The organism is Paraburkholderia sp. SUR17, assembly GCF_029536165.1.
GTDB lineage: Bacteria > Pseudomonadota > Gammaproteobacteria > Burkholderiales > Burkholderiaceae > Paraburkholderia > Paraburkholderia kururiensis.
Genome location: NZ_CP120509.1, coordinates 3022587 through 3038599 on the forward strand (window position 1 = coordinate 3022587; position 16013 = coordinate 3038599).

17 protein-coding genes are annotated in these 16013 nt (G+C 66.6%); 4 read left to right on the plus strand and 13 right to left on the minus strand.

Annotated elements, in window-relative coordinates; translation table 11 throughout:
- Nucleotides 1-78: 78 nt before the first annotated feature.
- The 11 genes from P2869_RS30750 to P2869_RS30800 form a co-directional block, all read right to left on the minus strand.
- Nucleotides 79-582, minus strand: coding sequence for a hotdog domain-containing protein (locus tag P2869_RS30750; protein ID WP_277599880.1), 504 nt, complete (start codon nucleotides 580-582; stop codon nucleotides 79-81).
- A gap of 170 nt (nucleotides 583-752) precedes the next feature.
- Nucleotides 753-1262, minus strand: coding sequence for a DUF2000 domain-containing protein (locus tag P2869_RS30755; RefSeq protein WP_277598976.1), 510 nt, complete (start codon nucleotides 1260-1262; stop codon nucleotides 753-755).
- Nucleotides 1253-1651, minus strand: a complete 399-nt coding sequence (locus P2869_RS30760; RefSeq protein ID WP_033350785.1) for a cupin domain-containing protein — start codon at nucleotides 1649-1651, stop codon at nucleotides 1253-1255. Before P2869_RS30760 ends, P2869_RS30755 begins: the two co-directional genes overlap by 10 nt.
- Nucleotides 1652-1799: 148 nt before the next feature.
- Nucleotides 1800-2678, minus strand: coding sequence for an AraC family transcriptional regulator (locus tag P2869_RS30765; RefSeq protein WP_205702991.1), 879 nt, complete (start codon nucleotides 2676-2678; stop codon nucleotides 1800-1802).
- Nucleotides 2679-2956: 278 nt separating this feature from the next.
- On the minus strand, nucleotides 2957-3697 hold the full coding sequence (locus P2869_RS30770; protein WP_199540620.1) for a phosphorylase: 741 nt from the start codon (nucleotides 3695-3697) through the stop codon (nucleotides 2957-2959).
- A gap of 5 nt (nucleotides 3698-3702) precedes the next feature.
- The gene (shc, locus tag P2869_RS30775; protein WP_026121300.1) at nucleotides 3703-5781 is read right to left on the minus strand and encodes a squalene--hopene cyclase; all 2079 of its coding nucleotides are present in this window, start codon (nucleotides 5779-5781) and stop codon (nucleotides 3703-3705) included.
- Nucleotides 5778-7079: a hydroxysqualene dehydroxylase HpnE gene (gene hpnE, locus P2869_RS30780; protein ID WP_277598977.1), complete on the minus strand. Its 1302-nt coding sequence runs from the start codon at nucleotides 7077-7079 to the stop codon at nucleotides 5778-5780. Before hpnE ends, shc begins: the two co-directional genes overlap by 4 nt.
- The gene (gene hpnD / locus P2869_RS30785) at nucleotides 7079-7927 is read right to left on the minus strand and encodes a presqualene diphosphate synthase HpnD (RefSeq protein ID WP_277598978.1); all 849 of its coding nucleotides are present in this window, start codon (nucleotides 7925-7927) and stop codon (nucleotides 7079-7081) included. Before hpnD ends, hpnE begins: the two co-directional genes overlap by 1 nt.
- Nucleotides 7928-8196: 269 nt before the next feature.
- On the minus strand, nucleotides 8197-9141 hold the full coding sequence (locus tag P2869_RS30790; protein ID WP_017774124.1) for a sensor domain-containing diguanylate cyclase: 945 nt from the start codon (nucleotides 9139-9141) through the stop codon (nucleotides 8197-8199).
- Nucleotides 9138-9761 carry a chemotaxis protein CheC gene (locus tag P2869_RS30795; RefSeq protein WP_017774125.1) on the minus strand — a complete coding sequence of 208 codons (624 nt, stop codon included), beginning with the start codon at nucleotides 9759-9761 and terminating at the stop codon, nucleotides 9138-9140. The genes P2869_RS30790 and P2869_RS30795 overlap by 4 nt, the downstream gene beginning before the upstream one ends.
- The gene (locus P2869_RS30800) at nucleotides 9754-10122 is read right to left on the minus strand and encodes a response regulator (protein ID WP_017774126.1); all 369 of its coding nucleotides are present in this window, start codon (nucleotides 10120-10122) and stop codon (nucleotides 9754-9756) included. Before P2869_RS30800 ends, P2869_RS30795 begins: the two co-directional genes overlap by 8 nt.
- Before the next feature lie 418 nt (nucleotides 10123-10540).
- On the opposite strand from P2869_RS30800, the gene P2869_RS30805 reads away from it, so the two are divergent.
- The 3 genes from P2869_RS30805 to P2869_RS30815 all read left to right on the plus strand — a co-directional run bounded on the left by P2869_RS30805 (nucleotide 10541) and on the right by P2869_RS30815 (nucleotide 14431).
- Nucleotides 10541-10819, plus strand: a complete 279-nt coding sequence (locus P2869_RS30805) for a hypothetical protein (RefSeq protein WP_277598979.1) — start codon at nucleotides 10541-10543, stop codon at nucleotides 10817-10819.
- 98 nt (nucleotides 10820-10917) lie between these two features.
- The gene (locus P2869_RS30810; protein ID WP_277599881.1) at nucleotides 10918-13077 is read left to right on the plus strand and encodes a hybrid sensor histidine kinase/response regulator; all 2160 of its coding nucleotides are present in this window, start codon (nucleotides 10918-10920) and stop codon (nucleotides 13075-13077) included.
- 274 nt (nucleotides 13078-13351) lie between these two features.
- Nucleotides 13352-14431, plus strand: a complete 1080-nt coding sequence (locus P2869_RS30815; RefSeq protein ID WP_277598980.1) for a hypothetical protein — start codon at nucleotides 13352-13354, stop codon at nucleotides 14429-14431.
- A gap of 69 nt (nucleotides 14432-14500) precedes the next feature.
- Here the strand turns inward: P2869_RS30815 and P2869_RS30820 are convergent, their stop codons facing one another.
- Complete coding sequence (locus tag P2869_RS30820) at nucleotides 14501-15055, minus strand: NADPH-dependent FMN reductase (protein WP_126875514.1); 555 nt, start codon at nucleotides 15053-15055, stop codon at nucleotides 14501-14503.
- Nucleotides 15056-15483: 428 nt separating this feature from the next.
- Here P2869_RS30820 and P2869_RS30825 point away from each other — a divergent pair, with 428 nt between their 5' ends.
- Entirely contained in the window at nucleotides 15484-15702 is a 219-nt protein-coding gene (locus P2869_RS30825; protein ID WP_017774130.1) for a hypothetical protein, read from the plus strand.
- A gap of 67 nt (nucleotides 15703-15769) precedes the next feature.
- Here P2869_RS30825 and P2869_RS30830 read toward each other — a convergent pair whose 3' ends face one another.
- Nucleotides 15770-15919: a hypothetical protein gene (locus P2869_RS30830; protein ID WP_017774131.1), complete on the minus strand. Its 150-nt coding sequence runs from the start codon at nucleotides 15917-15919 to the stop codon at nucleotides 15770-15772.
- Between the last annotated feature and the right edge of the window lie 94 nt (nucleotides 15920-16013).

Genomic DNA, 16013 nt, shown 5'->3' on the forward strand with positions numbered 1-16013 from the left:
GCCTTCACCAACCCTCGGAACACCTCAGCGGAAAGAGCCCGCGCAAGCAGCGGTCATCTTGCCCGCCGCCACGCGCCGTCAGTGCGCCGCTTCCTCTTGCGCTTCGTGCTCGTGATCCGCCTCTTCGCCGCCTTCCAGCAGCGCGCCGGGCGCCGACGCTACGGCACGAGCCGCAGTCTGCGACCGTTCAAGCTGGCGAGCAAACGCTTCGTCGGCGTAGCGGATGCGATCGCGACCGTGCGGCGCCGGATTGCCCTGCTCGTCGAGATTCACGAACACCATCTTCTCGATGGTCAAGATGCTCTTGCGCGTGATCTTGTTGCGCACCTCACAGCGCAACGTGATGGACGTGCGGCCGAAGTGCGTCGCCGTCATGCCCAGTTCGATGATGTCGCCCTGGCGCGCCGAGCTGACGAAGTTGATTTCCGACATGAACTTCGTCACGACGCGTTGGTTGTCGAGCTGGCAAATCGCGTAAATCGCGGCTTCTTCGTCGATCCAGCGCAGCAGGCTGCCGCCGAACAGCGTGCCGTTCGGATTCAGGTCTTCGGGCTTGACCCATTTGCGGGTGTGGAAATTCATCATCTGGCATTCCTCGATCAGAGCGGTCCGGCCCCACATGCTCGGGGTCAAACTAGGTTAATGCTTAAATCATAACAGATATAAGGGTTTACCCTAGTCAATACAAGCCCACCCCGATCGTGTTGCGGTGAACCGTCCGTTGGGCCGTGCGAGGTTCGCCGCGCCCGTCTCTAGCGATGTAGCCGCAAACCCTTGAGCGCCTTGTCCACGCGTCCCTTTTCGCCGCGCACGGCGATGCCGACCAGCCGCAGTTCGTCCGTGGGTACCGCGGCCACGGCGGCGCGGTTGTCGTCGTCGTGGCCCGTGTCGAACAGGTCTTCCGTGAAGATGGACATGTCGAGTTCGCGTTCGGACACCCGGTTGAACGCGCGGCGCAGTTCTTCGTCGCCGGCGGCGTAGACGAGCACCGGCTGGCGGAACATCGGCAGATACGACTTGCCCGACCCGTCCACGTAGCGCGGCCCCACCACGCCTTCAACGGTCGCCGCAATGCCGCTCACGATGAACGCCGTGACGTTCAGCTTCTTCCAGACCGGCAGGTCGTCCCGGAGAATCACGGCAATCTTGGTATCGAAAATTACCCGCGCCGACGCGGCCGGGTCCGCCGATGGGCTAACCGACGAAGCCGAAGCCGAAGCCGGAGCCGGATTAGCAGCCGTATCTTCGTTCGTCAGATCCATACGTCGTTCCTCGCCGTGCGTTCGTTGGTTTCGCGGCCGGTGTTGAGCACGCCGCGCGGCTCGATCACCATCATCTGGACCTCGCCCTCGGCGAACGGCTTGTGCTCCGTGCCCTTCGGCACCACGAACATCTCGCCCGCGCCGATGTGAACGCTGCCGTCGCGGAAATCGATGCGCAGCGTGCCTTCGATCACGATGAAGGTCTCGTCGGTATCGGGATGGTCGTGCCAGAGGAAATCGCCCTGAATCTTCACCAGCTTGAACTGGTAGTCGTTCATTTCGGCAACCACGCGCTGCTGCCACTGGTCATGGATGAGCGCGAGCTTGGCCGCCAGGTTGATCGGCGCGTAGGCCGCCTTGCCCGGGGCGTGGTGTTCGGTGGGTGTCATGTGCGTCTCCTTCGTCAGATGCGACGAAGGACGAGCGTAGACGGTGCGAGCGCAACGCGTCTTGAACGATTGTGCAAGCGAGCGGGTGAGGCCCGACGAAGCCAGCCGATCCGCCTGATCCGCTCGATCGGGCCCGCTTCAGGTCCGCTCAGCGCCCCATGCCGGCGAGCGTCTTCAGCCAGCGCGACGGCGACAGGCCATACGTCTTCGTGAAGTGGCGCGTCATGTGGCTCTGATCGGCAAAGCCGGCAGCGGCGGCCGCTTCAGCGAGCGGACGGCCCAGCAGCATCAGTTGCCGCACGCGGTCGAGCCGGCGCATCGTCAGATAGCGGTACGGGCTTGTGCCGAAGAATGCGCGGAAGTCGCGCGACAGGCTCCAGCGATCGCGGCCCGTGGCGACGGCCAGATCATCGAGGCTCACGGCGCAGTCGAGCGCATCGTGCAGATATTCGCGAGCCCGCCGCGCCGCGTGGTAATCCGCCGTCTGGCGCAGGCGGCGCGCGCCTGAAACGGCGTCGAGCGCCAGTGCCAGATCGAGAATCGCGTCGTCGCGCTCGAGCGGATCGAGCGGGTAATCCATGCCGCGCAGGAGCACGTTGGTGGCTGCATACAGACGCGGGTCGTCGGAAATGCCGCCCTCCACGAACGGCAGGGGCCGGCCGCCTAGCGCCTGCTGAAACAGCGCCGGCTCGACGTAGACCATGCGATAGCGGAAGCCGTGCTCGGAGCCGGCCTCGCCGTCGTGCGGCTCGTCGGGGTGAATCACGATCGTGCGGCCCGGCTGGCTGTGCACGAAATGGCGTCGATAGTGGAACGACTGGACGCCCGACAGCGTGCGGCCGATCGCGTAGGTATCGTGCCGGTGCATGTCGTAGGCGTGCGCGTGAAAAAAGGCTTCGATGCGTTCGATGTCGCCCTGGTGCGCACGGTGGATCCAGTCGGTATGAGGCCGCTGCGGCTGCACTCGCGGCTCGGCACGCGCCTCGGTCCCGACTGCGATTTCGGCCCCTTCTCCTGCTGCCTTCATCCGATTCCCCTTCGCTTCGCTCCGTGCCTCTGCGAAACAAGCCTTGCCGCGGCATCCGCGCCGCCAGGCGACGGCGAAAAGCGATGATATAGCGGGCCGGCCAGGCGCGTGCGCGGCACATGGGGCGTCCTGCGTGGGTCGCCTTACAAGGGTCTCCCTGCGCGGGCCGCCCTACGCGGGCCGCCCTGCCGCGGGCCGCCACAAACGCGCTATCTGCGTCGATGGCGCGGCACAGCTGACCGGCAAGACGCGTTCACCATTCGCAGTCCCGCGTGCCGTCAGCGGACGCTACCCACCGAAACCGGCCGCAGCGCCCGAGCGCGTTCGAGCACCTGCCGCGCCCGCACGAGAGAGACACGTGCCGCGCGGGCGTCGGCGGCTACCTGCAGAAGCGGGCCGAGCTGCGCCGGCCGCCGCGCCAGTTCGCGCAGCACGGGCAGCACCGCCGTGCTGCCGTCGTCGCGCAACCCCGCCATGGCGGCGGGCGGCAGCGAGCGCCACGCCGGGTCCACCACCGCGCGGCACACCGCGAACGGCACGCCGTGCGCCGCCGCAATGGCGCCTGCGATGTGCGATTCCATATCCACCGCGAGCGCGCCCGTGGACCGGTAGAGCGCCTGCTTGTCCGCTGCCGTCGTGAGCGGCGCCGACACGGCCGCCTGGATGCCGCGCCGCAAGCGCGCTGCCAGCGGCGAGCCCGCCAGCGCCGCCGCGAGCCGCTGGGTCCACGCGGTGTCGGTCATCACGCGGCCGAGCGGGCCGTCCACGGCATCCGCCACGACGATCGTGCCGGGCGTGAGTTCGGGCGCGAGCCCACCCGCCGTACCGAAACTCAGAATGCCTGCGCAGCCGCGCTGCACCGCATCGCGCAGCGCGCGTTCGAGCAGATCGGCGCGCGCCGCGTAGACCGCCTCCACGCCCTCTCCCCGCGCGATCTGCGCTTCGAACGCCATGCCGGCCACCACGATGACGGGCAGGCCCGCCGACTCCTGGGGCGCGGCAACCGTTGGTGCGCGCATCGGCGTCACATTCCAACCGCGACGCGTGCAACGCCGTCGCGCTTGAGATTGCGATAGCGGGCAAGCGCCCACAGCGGGAAGAACTTGCGATAGCCGTGGTAGCGCAGATAGAACACGCGCGGAAAGCCCGTCGCCGTGAAGCGCGTTTCGTCCCACAGCCCATGTTCCTGCTGGTTCGCCTGAAGGTAGGCGATGCCGCGCGCAACGGCGGGATGGTCCACCGCGCCCGCGGCCATCAGGCCCAGCACGGCCCAGGCGGTCTGCGAGGCCGTGCTCGGTGCGCGTTCGTAGCCGCGATAGTCGAGCTTGTAGCTCTCGCCGCCCTCGCCCCAGCCGCCGTCGTCGTTCTGGATCGACACGAGCCATTGCACGGCGCGCGTCATGTGCGCGTCGCTGTGCGACAGCCCCGCCGCGTTGAGCGCGCACAGCGCCGTCCACGTGCCGTAGATGTAGTTCATGCCCCAGCGGCCGTACCAGCTGCCGTCCGACTCCTGCTCTTTCAGCAGATAGTCGTAGGCGCGACGCGACGGCTCGCTCGTGCCCGGCATCTCGCCCAGCTGCGCGAGCATCGAAAGGCAACGGCCGGAGACGTCCGCGGTGGGCGGATCGAGCAGCGCGCCGTGGTCGGAGAACGGGATGTTGTTGAGGTAGTACTGCGTGTTTTCAGGCTCGAATGCACCCCAGCCGCCGTCGCTGCTCTGCATGCCGACAATCCATTCGCGCGCACGCGCAATGGCTTCGCTATCGACGTCCGACTGCGTGAGTCCCGCCGCGCGATGCATGGCCATCACCACCACGGCGGTGTCGTCCACGTCGGGGTAATACGCGTTCGCGTACTGGAACGCCCAGCCGCCGGGCCGCACGTCGGGACGGCGCGAGATCCAGTCGCCGCGCACGTCGAGCTCCTGCAGCGGGCGCAGCCATTCCAGGCCGCGCAATGCCGCTTGCCGGGCCTGCGCATCGCCAGTCTCCAGCAGCGCGTGCGCCACGAGCGACGTGTCCCACACGGGCGAGAGACACGGCTGGCAATACGCCTCGTCTTCGTCCTCGTGAATGACGAGCAGCTTGTCGATGGAGCGGCGGGCAATCGCGCGGTTCGGATGATCCGCGGGATAGCCGAGCACGTCGTACATCATCACGGCGTTGGCCATGGCGGGGAAGATCGCGCCGAGGCCGTCTTCGCCGTTCAGGCGCTCGTCGACGAAGGCGACGGCGGCGTCGATGGCGCGCTGGCGCAGATAGCCCGGAAAGAGCGGATCGACGGTGCGCAGAATGCCGTCCACGGCGCGGAAGAACGCGAACCAGCCTTCGTTCTGGTGCGGCGCGCGCGGCAACAGGCCCGTGGTGACGGCCGCGCCGCGGAACAGTTCGTCGATACGCACGCCGCGCGGGTTACGCGCGCGCGGCCGCTTCGCGTTGAGCACGAGCAGCGGCACGATGACCGTGCGCGCCCAGTACGACACCTTCGAAAGATGGAACGGAAACCACTTGGGCAGCAGCGTGATCTCGACCGGCATCATCGGCACCGCGTACCAGGTGATGACGCCGTAGAGCGCGAGCAGGATGCGCGTGAACACGTTCACGGCTTCCGCGCCGCCCGCCGCCAGAATCGCATTGCGCGCGCGGACCATGTGCTCGGCGTCTTCGGCGTCGCCGATCATCTTCAGCGCGAAGTACGCCTTCACGCTGGCGCTCACGTCCATCGCGCCGTCGGTGAAAAGCGGCCAGCCGCCATCGGCCAGCTGGATGCGGCGCAGGTAGCGGCCGATCTTGCGCTCCAGTTCGACGTCGGCCGTCTCGCCCAGGTAGTGCACGAGCAGCACGTATTCGGCGGGGATCGTGGCGTCGGCTTCGAGTTCGTAGACCCAGTGACCGTCGGGCTTCTGTGCGGCAAGGATCGCGTCGGTGGCGCGCGCCACGCTCGCATCGAGCGACGCCAGCGCGGGCGCGTGGGCTTCAAGCGGCAGCGCGCGGGCGTCGTTCACCGCGTCGTTCGCTGCTTCATTTGCAGCGTCACCTGCCGGCAAGGTCGCGGCATCCGCCGCGGAGTCGTCCATTGGCAGGGCTTGGGTCAAATCGTTCATCGGCGCTCCATCGGTGCAATCGGTACGTCAAGCAGGAGGTCCGCGGCCTTCTGGCCCGAGCGGATCGCTCCTTCAATCGTTGGGGGCAGACCGGTGGCCGTCCAGTCGCCCGCCAGCATCAGGTTGTTCCAGCGTGTGCGCGTGCCGGGCCGGCGCGTCTCTTCTTCCGGCCGGGCGGCAAAGGTGGCGCAGGCTTCCGTCACGATCTGCCAGGCTGGCATCGGCTCCACGGGCAGCGACGCGGCCTGCGCGACGTCGGCCCAGATTGCTCTCGCCAGCGCCTCGCGCGGCATCGCGAGCAGGCGGTCCGCGGCGTAGACGGTCGCGGAGAGCCGGCCGTCGGAGGCCACCATCCATTGCGCCGTGCCGTTCAGCAGACTCGTGGCCGCGGGCGTGCCGAACGGCGGTTCCACCGCGAAATGCGCGCTCACCACGGCGCTGGACCGCTGCGGCGTCTGAATGCCGGGCACCAGCGCGCGAGCCGCATCCGGCGGGACGGCGAGGATGGCGGCATCCGTTCCGCCGAGCGAGATGATCTCCTCGCCGAAATTCAGCGCGCTCACGCGCGCGGCAACCATGCCGCTTGCCGTGGCCGGGCGGTCGTCGAATGCCATCGACTGCAGCCGCGAGCCGAGCCGGATCACTGCGCCGCCGTGCTGCAAGAGCCGCAGCGCCGGATCGACGAACGCGCTCGCCAGTCCGTCGCGCGCCACGAGTGGCCGGCACGCGTCGCCGCCTGCCGCGAAGGTTTCCCGCACGAGTGCGCCTGCGAGTTGCGCGGTCGCGTCGCGCGGCTCGGTATTGAGCATGGCGAACAGCAGCGGCTCGACGAGGCGCGTCCAGAAGGCGCCGTCGCAGCGCAACGTCTGCGCCACCGTGCGGCCCGGCTTCGCCAGCAGCAGCGGCACGAACCGCACGAAATCCAGCGGACGCGCGCCGGGCACGCGCGCCTCGGCATTGAAGATCCAGCGCGCCAGCCAGCCCGACGAAAACTGCGCCGTCCAGCGTGTGCGTGCGGCAAGATCCACGAACGCGAATTCAGGACGGTGCGGCCCTTCCAGTTCGTCGCTCGAGCCGATCACGCGCGCGTAGTTGAGCGTGGCGTGATGGCCGGACAGCACGATGTGGTTGCCGTTGTCGATGGTGGCGCCGAGCGCTTCGTCGTAATAAGAGCGGCAACGCCCGCCCGCCTGCGCCGCCGCTTCGTGCAGCACCACCCGCGCGCCACGCCGCTGCAACTGGACCGCAGCGGCCAGACCGGCCAGGCCCGCGCCGATCACGTGGACAAGCCTCGGCATCAGAACAATGCGTAGCGCGCCACGATCCACAGGAGCCGCGCGCGCGGCTTCCTGACCCGCGTGCGCGGAATGTCGAAGCCGCGATCCAGCGTGCGGTCCAGCAGGCAACGGTAGACGCCCGACATGATGCGCGGCGCCTTTACCTGGGCGCGCGGCGCGGTGTCCATGATCGCGTCGGCGGCGGCAAAGTGCTCTTTGGCGCGCTCGGCGAGCGTCATGCAGACGCGCGGCAGCGAGGGGTCGTCCGCGATGGCGGCCGGGCTGCTCACCGCAATGCCTTCGCGCGCCAGCAATTCGCGCGGCAGATAGCAGCGGTGAATGGCGGCATCTTCGTCGATGTCGCGCAGGATGTTCGTGAGTTGCAGCGCGCGGCCAAGATGATGCGCGAGCTGCCGCCCAGGCTCTTCCTCCATCCCGAAAATCCTCACCGACAGGCGGCCGGCGGCGCTCGCGACGCGATCGCAGTAGAGGTCGAGCGTGGCTTCGTCGGGAGCGCAGATGTCGGCGGCGGCGTCCATGGCCATGCCGTCGATCATCGCGTGAAAGTCTTCGCGCTTGAGCCCGAAGGTGTGGATATGCCGCGTGAGCGCGGCGAGCGAAGCGCGCGGCGTGCCGGCGTAGCAGGCGTCGATGTCGGCGCGCCACGCTTCGAGTACGGCTGCGCGTTCGGCGCGCGGGCGCTCGCTGTCGGCGATGTCGTCAACGGCGCGGCAGAACGCGTAGACCTGGTACATGGCATCGCGCTGTGCCGCAGGCAGGATGCGCATTGCCAGATAGAACGAGCTGCCGGACGACATGGCAGCGGCATCGGTTGCTGTATCGTCCACGACGAGATTGGAAACGGCCAAGACGATCTCCGCTGGGGCGCCCGCGAGGGGCGGTCAGGAATTCGGGCCCGCAGCACAGCGATCGTGGAGCGGGTCGCCCGCGCGCGCGGACACGCGCGAGGCACCGGCAGCCAGGCCGGAAACGGGCCAAAGTATAACAACCTTTAACGGGCATCGCGGGCCGCTGGGCGGACGGGTCCGGGGACGGATCGTGAAATGCCGTCGTGAAGCCGGTCGCCAAATCGCGCCTCGGCGTCGTTCCGCGCGCTCGCGGCACACTCGAGCAACGCCTAGGTGAATGCGACCGACCGGTTGCGGCCTTGCCGTTTCGCGCTGTAGAGCGCGGCGTCCGCTTCGTTGATGAGCGCCTCATAGGCCGACACACCGCTGCGCGCGGCCGCGCCGCCCACGCTCGCCGTCACGGGCACCGGGTCGCCCTGCACGTCCACGGGCGTATCGCAGATCGTCTGACGGATCTTTTCCGCCACGCGCATGGCATCTTCCAGCGGCGTGCACGGCAGCAGCAGCGCGAACTCCTCGCCGCCAAAGCGCCCGAACGTGTCCTGCACGCGCACGACGCCCGCCACGCGCTGCGCCATCACGCGCAGCACGGTGTCGCCCACCATATGGCCGAACTGGTCGTTGATCTTCTTGAAGTGGTCCAGATCGAACAGCAGCACCGAAAGGTCGCCGCCGTAACGCTGCCAGCGCGAGAACTCGTCGCGCAGACGCATTTCGAAGCAGCGCCGGTTGGCAATGCCGGTCAGCCCGTCGCGGTCCGCGTATTCCTGGAGCTTGGCGACGGCTTCCTCGCGTTCGCGCTGCACGATGCTCACGTGCGTCACGTCGGAGACGGTCACGCAAACGGCCACCACCTCGCGCTCGCGCATGAGCGGCATGAACGTGCAGTCCTGCTGCATGTAGTCCACGCCGCCCGTGATGGGCCGGTCATGGTCGAACTTGAAAAGATAAGGCCGTTGCTCCCACGAGCTGAACGCGAAGCTGCCCAGCTGGAAGACGCTTTCCACCTTGCGCGTAAGCCATACGCGGGGCAGTTCGGGAAAGCTCGAAAAGATCGAGCGGCCAATCACCTGCTCGGGCCGCAGGCCGCTGTGGTCCTGCATGAACCGGTTCCACATCAGCACGTTCATGTCGCGGTCGAGCACGAAAATGCCGAATCCGACCCGCTCTACGACGAGGTCGGACAAAGACGGCGTGACTACAGGCGTATTCATAAGCTGGAAAGCAGGGCATCGAGCGCTTCGCTCATGTGGCGAATCGATTCCTCGGCCATCAGCATGACGAGATGCGCGCGGAAGCGCTGGTCTTCGAGCGCGAAGTTGACCTCGATGAGCAGCGCCACTTCCCACGCCAGCACGTTCGGCTGGAAGACTTCTTCGAGCGAGATCGCTTCGCCGAGCAGTCCAGGCGGCGAAAACACGGGCTGACGCCCGAGCTGGTCGAGGATCGACGACACGCACGCACCCGTCAGCACGTTGGCCACGTCGAACACCAGTTCTTCTTCGCTCGTCGCTTCGTAGGCGGACTTGGCGTACGGGTCCTGAACCAGCGAGCACAGGTCGCTCACCTCGCCGCTGCGGCAGATCACGAGCGCCTCGCCGCGAATCTCCGAGCGGAAGCCCTGGCGCACCGCCGTTACCGCATCTTCTATACCCGTCATCTCGCGCAGCGCCTCGGCCGCTTCGCTCACGTCGACCACGCGCACGCGCGGCACTGAAAGCTCGATGAACGTGTCGAGCAGCACCGCGAGCCGGGTCGCGGCCTGCCCCATCGCCAGATTGGCGACCTCCTGCAGCGCGTCGCGCTGGTCTTCGGTGAGGACTGGCTCAGGCATACAACCCGTACTCCTTCAGGATCGGCAACAGCGCTTCGGGCGTGACCGGCTTCGCAACGAACGCGGCCGCGCCGAGCGTGCGCACGCGCTCCTGGGCCATCGGCTGGACGTCGGCGGACACGACAATCACAAACGTATTCAGATCCTCGTGCTGAAGCGCCTCCAGAACCTGATAGCCCGTCATGTCCGGCATCGTGAGGTCCAGAAACATCACCGACGCCTTGCCCGCGCGGTACGCCGCAAGCGCCTCGCGACCATTTGACGCATAGGTGATGTCCACATCCCAGTCCTCCGGCAAGGCCTTGGTGAGCACCTTGCGGGCAAGCAGCGAATCGTCGGCGATCACGATGGGGAGGGACATGGCGGACTTGAATGCAAATGCGGAATGAGTTCGGGCGAGTTAACGGCGACTAACGGCCGTTCTTTAGTCGCCACGCATAGCTACACGGCTGGGGAAAGGTGGCTGCAAGGCCCGCGGACGCATCGCGCAGGCTGCACGCACGCCGCGACGCCAGGTGGGACACGGCCCACGGTTCGCAGCTTGCGAATCCGCAATGGAAGACGACGCCCTGCATGTTCGAATGCCAACCCCGTAAGGAACCTGTACGCGAACGGCTGCGGCGTATCACGAGGCGCCGCGCCGGAATGTCCGCGTCTGCCTTGCCTTCCCGTGCTGGTGCGGGTGGTTTTGGGCTGGCCCTCGCGGCATCTTGCGTCCAGACGTTGTGGACGCGTTCGTTTTTTATCGTGGGGCCGATTTTCAAATTAAAGCGGCGAGAATGCAACTCGCCAATAAGCATCTGACAAACAAAAACAACCCGATTTTCCTGTTTTCCAAAAGATTTGTGCCGCACTTTTGTCATACGGTTAAGTTTTATCCTTTTGTGTACGTTTGCGCTTCGCGATTTTTCGCTGATTCGCGGGAAAGCGCGGTAAAACTGCCGGCCAAGGCCTGTGCACGCGCCTTGCTTTTGGCAGTCATGCCAGACACATACTTCTTCTCGTTTATGATGACGTTCAACCCGATTCCGGTACGATTTTGGTCCGCCGCACGATGACCCCAGACCCATCCGTCACGCCCGCAGGTCGTCCGGGCGCCACGGCGGAAGGAGATGACGCCCCGCTCTTCCCCGCCGTTCCCGAGCACGACTTCGCGATGCGCCGCATCACGCTCATCGCGCTGCTTGTCGCCGCAATCGTGCTGCCTTGCATCTACGTAGCCACCATGGCCTACGACGACCTGCGCACCCGCGAGGCCGACGCCTCCGACGTCACCGAACGCACTGCGCGCGTCGCGGAAGAACACGCGATCAAGGTGTTCGACATGAACGAGACGCTCGATGCCCGCGTGGTGGACCTCGTTCAAGGGTTGGACGACGCGGGCGTCCGGGCGCGCGGCGCCTGGATTCACGAGAAGCTCAAATCGATTGGCGGCGGCTACCCGCAAGTGGCTGCCGTCTCCATCTTCGGCGGCGACGGCACGCTGCTCGCCACCAGCGCCTTCTGGCCGACACCCGAGGTTTCCATCGCGAACCGGCCGGACTTCATCGGCATTCGCGACGGCACGGTGCTCGATCACGTCTCCAAGATCATGCAGGGCGCGGTGAGCGGCGAAGCGGTGTTCAACACCGGAATCGCGCGCAAGGACGCATCGGGCGGCTTCGACGGCATCGTTTCGGTCGCCATGCGGCCCTCCTACTTCGACACGTTCTACCGCGAGCTGCTCGGCAAATCGCCCATGACGATGAGCCTCGTGCGCTCCGATGGCGCCGCGCTCGTCGGTTATCCCGCTACGACGCACGCGCACGACGCCGTCGACGCAAAATCGCCGCTCGGCGAAGCGCTGGCGCGCGGCAGCACGTCCGGCGTGGTGCGCATGCGCTCGCCCGAGGACCACGACAGCCTGATCCTCGCCTATCGGCGCGTGGGCGCGTATCCCGTGTACGTGGCGTGCGGCTATCGCACCTCGGCCATCTGGGCGCAGTGGTACCGCCACCTGAGCGTGCTGCTGCTCTCGATGTTCACGCCCTCGATTGCGCTGTGGTGCGTGATCTGGCTCTCGCTGAAACGCCTCGCGGCGGAAGAGGAAGCCTGGGAGCGCTGGCAGGCGGAAGCGGCCATGCGCCGCTCGATCGAATCGGCCTGGCGGCAGTCGCGCAAGATGGAGGCGCTCGGCAACCTCGTGGGCAGCGTCGCGCACGACTTCAACAACCTGCTGATGATCATCTCGGCCAACGTGCAGATTGCACGGCGGCGCGGTGTGCCGGGCATCGAACACGAACTCTCGGCGATGGAGCGCGCGTTGAAGAGTGGCCAGTCGCTCACGCGGCAACTGCTGGGCGTCGCGCGCAAACAGCCGTTGCACAGCGAGACGATTGCCGTGGCGCGCTGGCTGCCGGCGTGCCGGGCGTTGCTGAAGGCGTCGCTTGGGGCGAAGGCGTCGCTCGTGATGGACATCGACGAGCACGTCTGGCCTATGGAAGTCGACGTCGCCGAACTCGAACTCGCGCTCATCAACATCGCCGTGAACGCACGCGACGCCATGCCGAACGGCGGTCGCCTCACCGTGCGGGCACGCAACATCAGTTTCCGGCCCGGCGAGGGCTTTCCGCTCACAGGCGACTTCGTACAGCTTTCGCTGGAGGACACGGGGGTCGGCATGCCGCCGGACGTGCTCTCGCGCGCGTTCGAACCGCTCTTCACCACCAAACCCAAGGGCATGGGAACGGGGCTGGGACTGCCGCAGGTGTTTGCCTTTTGCGAACGATCGGGCGGCCTGGCGGCCATCGACAGCGCGATCGGCGCGGGCACGTCCGTGCATCTTTACTTGCCGCGCGCCTCGGGATTGCCGCACATCGAGCGGCCCGCCGAGCCGGGCGTGGAAGAAGCTGCGGCGGCGCACGGGCTGCGCGTACTGCTCGTGGAGGACAACGACGAAGTGGCGGCCGGCACCGAAGCGCTGCTGCAGATGATGGGCCACCACGTGCAATGCGCGCGCCAGGCCGACGAGGCGCTGAAGCTGATCAACGAAGCCGAGGCCAACGCGGTTCGAACGGGCGGACACCTGCCCTTCGACCTGTTGATTTCCGACATCCACATGCCGGGCACGATGAACGGCATCGACCTGGCCGAAACCGTGCAGCAACGCATGCTGAAGCTGCCGGTGATCCTCGTGACCGGTTACGCCGAAGAACTGGAGCGGGCCCGTCACGTAGATGCGCGTCTGCTCGCGAAACCCTTCGACATCGCACTGCTCGAGAAAATGCTGCGCGAAATTCAGCGCGAGTTGCCGTCGCATACGCACGCGGCGGACTGAAATGCCGGCCGGTGTTGGTGCGCGACGCTGCGACCGCGCCGCGCTTGTAAAAATGCGCAACGGCAGCGGCGTTTCTGGGAAATTTTTCGCGCCGCCGATACGGCCGGCTTTCTCCTGTTCCCGCAGCATTGACGCAGTCGCGGCGCAATTCATGGAACGCGGCACATCGGTTGCCTATGCTTTTTCAGTGATGTGTTCTGTTCATGCTGCAAAAGTCCATGCGGCAAGACGGCCACGTGCCGCCTGCCGATAACGCCATGCCGAGGAGAAAACGATGCGACACACCGTGACGAGTCTGTTCCAGACCTTCGGCGAAGCCGAAACGGCGCGCAACGCACTGCTGCAGGCCGGCTTCGCGGCAACGGACATCGGCCTGCGCGGACCGGCTGCGGCCGATACGCAAAGCATCGGCGTGGCGGGCGAAGGCGGACTGCTCGCCAACATCGAACGATTCGTGGCGAGCCTGTTCGCCACCGGTGCCCAACGCTACGACGGCGGCGACCGCCCCGAGCAACCCGAAGCGGTGCGCGAGGCGCTGCGGCGCGGCGCCGTGCTGGTTCGTGTGGAGGCGGACAGCGAAGCGCAGGCGCAACTCGCCGCCCATACCCTGGCGGGGCTCGGTGCGCTGGAGGTCGTGGAGCGTCCGCCGGGTTGGGAGGAGCGAACGGAGCGCGCGGTGGACCCCGCCACGGCGCGCGAGCACTCGGTGCTCGACGAGCTGGGTCTGCGGCCGGTTGCGGTGCCGCGTCAGCAATCGGTGCACACAACGTCGCCCCACGGTGAAGCCGTGTCGCCCGCGCCACCTGAGCCTCAACCGGGTTCGCCAGCCGAAGCGGCAGCCGCTGCCGTGCCGCCGGAGGGCAGCGTGCGAATGAGCGACGACGCGGCGGCCACCGCTATCGCGTCGGCCAGTGCGCCGGGGTGCGGCGCCGTTTTTCCGACCGCGGCCCCGGCCGCCGCGCCCCCCAGCGAATTGCCCGGCGGTACGCAGCTAGCCCGTGAAGAGGAACCGCCGGCGGGATACGAAGCCGCACCGCCGCCAGGAATGCGCCCCTCGCCGGACAAGGCGGCCCCGCCCATACCGGACGAGTATGTCGAATACGAGGAAGACTTTCGCGGCCACCACGCCGGGCAGGTGGAGCGCGAAACCCAGCCGTTCGAGGACTACGAGAGCGCGTATCGCTACGGCGTGATGATCGCGCGGGACGTGAGATACGTCGGCCGGTCGTGGGACGAAATCGAAGCGGACGCCCGGCACGGCTGGGAAACGACTTTCCCGGCCGATGCCTGGGACAAAATCCGCAGCGCGGTACGGCACGGATGGGAGCGTGCCGGTGGGAATCGCGCAGTGTAACGGGGGCGACAGACGGGTCAGGACGGCGGGAACGTGAGGGGCCTGCGCGCCGCGCATACGCCCCTGGCTTCAACCGCGGCGCAGTCGCGTGGTCCAGTCCACGTAGCGATCGACGAATCCCTGCAGGAACTTGCGCGTGTCCTCGTTGACGATGTTGCCGTTGGCGTCGATGCGACTCGCGTCGTGTTTGATGAACATCTCCGGCTGACCGAGTAGCGCCACGTCCAGATAAGACAGCACGTTGCGCAGATGCTGCTGCGCGAGCGCCGTGCCGGTCGCCCCGGGCGACGTCCCCAGCACCGCGCCGGGCTTGCCGGCCCACGAATTCTTGCCCCACGGACGCGAGCCCCAGTCGAGCGCATTCTTGAGTACGCCCGGGATCGAACGGTTGTACTCGGGCGTCACGAACAGCAGCGCGTCGGCGGCTTCAATGCGCGCCTTGAATTGACGCGCGGGCTCGGGCAGGTCGGCGTCGTAATCCTGGCTGTAAAGCGGCAACGTGCCGATGTCGACGAATTCCGCCGTGAAGTCCTGGGGCAAAAGCGAAGTGACGGCGCGTGCCAGCTGGCGGTTGAACGAGTCCTGACGAAGGCTACCGACCAGCACTGCAATGTGACAAGCCATGTTGAGATCCTCCCGGGTGGTCCCGACAAGCGGGACAAGTGGCGACGTAGATGCCTCTCAATCATAGGCGGTGAGGTGCAGCGCGTCTTTTTCGTGTTGCCGTCTGGGGGCGCCGTCCCGCAGGATTTGCCAGCTGTCGGTGGATAACCCGCCATGACGGAAAGATATTCACAGATTCACTGAATAACTTTGTGGACAAGTTTGGCTAGGGGCTTGTCCTATGGGGGTTTACGTCGGCCTTCTGGGCGAGGCGTCAGTCCGCTGCGACAACGGATGCTGACCGGGCGTTGTGATGTGGGGAAACGTTCGGAACGCGGCTTGCGACGCTGTTGTCCTGCTGGTCCTTCGGCCACCGCTTCGTCTGACGTGGCGAAGAAGGGGCGGAAATACCGGCCGAGACGCAAACCCTAACCGATGGAGGACCGACGATGGCTTCCGGATCACCCCGGCATTACGCCGGCAAATCGCAGGATGAGAGGGTGGCTGCCCGCAAGCATCACAAGCAGAAATCGCAGGAGCAAGCCGGAGGGGAAATGGCTGTGGAAGGCACCGAAGCGGACGCCGAACACAGCTGCGGCGAATTGTCGGAGCGCGGCAAGCAGATATGGCGGACGGGAAATGGCATAGACGGCGGCGGTCTCACCTGACGCCCGACCATGCCGGTCCGGTTGGGGTGGCCATCAATGGGCCATCCCCGCCCGGTGGAAACCGGGGTTACTGCCCGAAAAACACGTTGCAGTACGAAGCCGGGCCTTGGCACGTCGACGCATTGTTCTGCGTCGTTGCTTGAGCAGCATGAGCCGCGCCGGTTGCCGTCGCGAGCAATGCGGCCGACGAAATGATTGCGAGAAGAATGCGTTTCATGGTGTCGCTCCTGATTTAGGTCGATCAACGTTGATCGGTGGCTGGAGAATAGCGACGGAGCGTTCACCTAAAAACATGCCAGCGGAAAAGACAT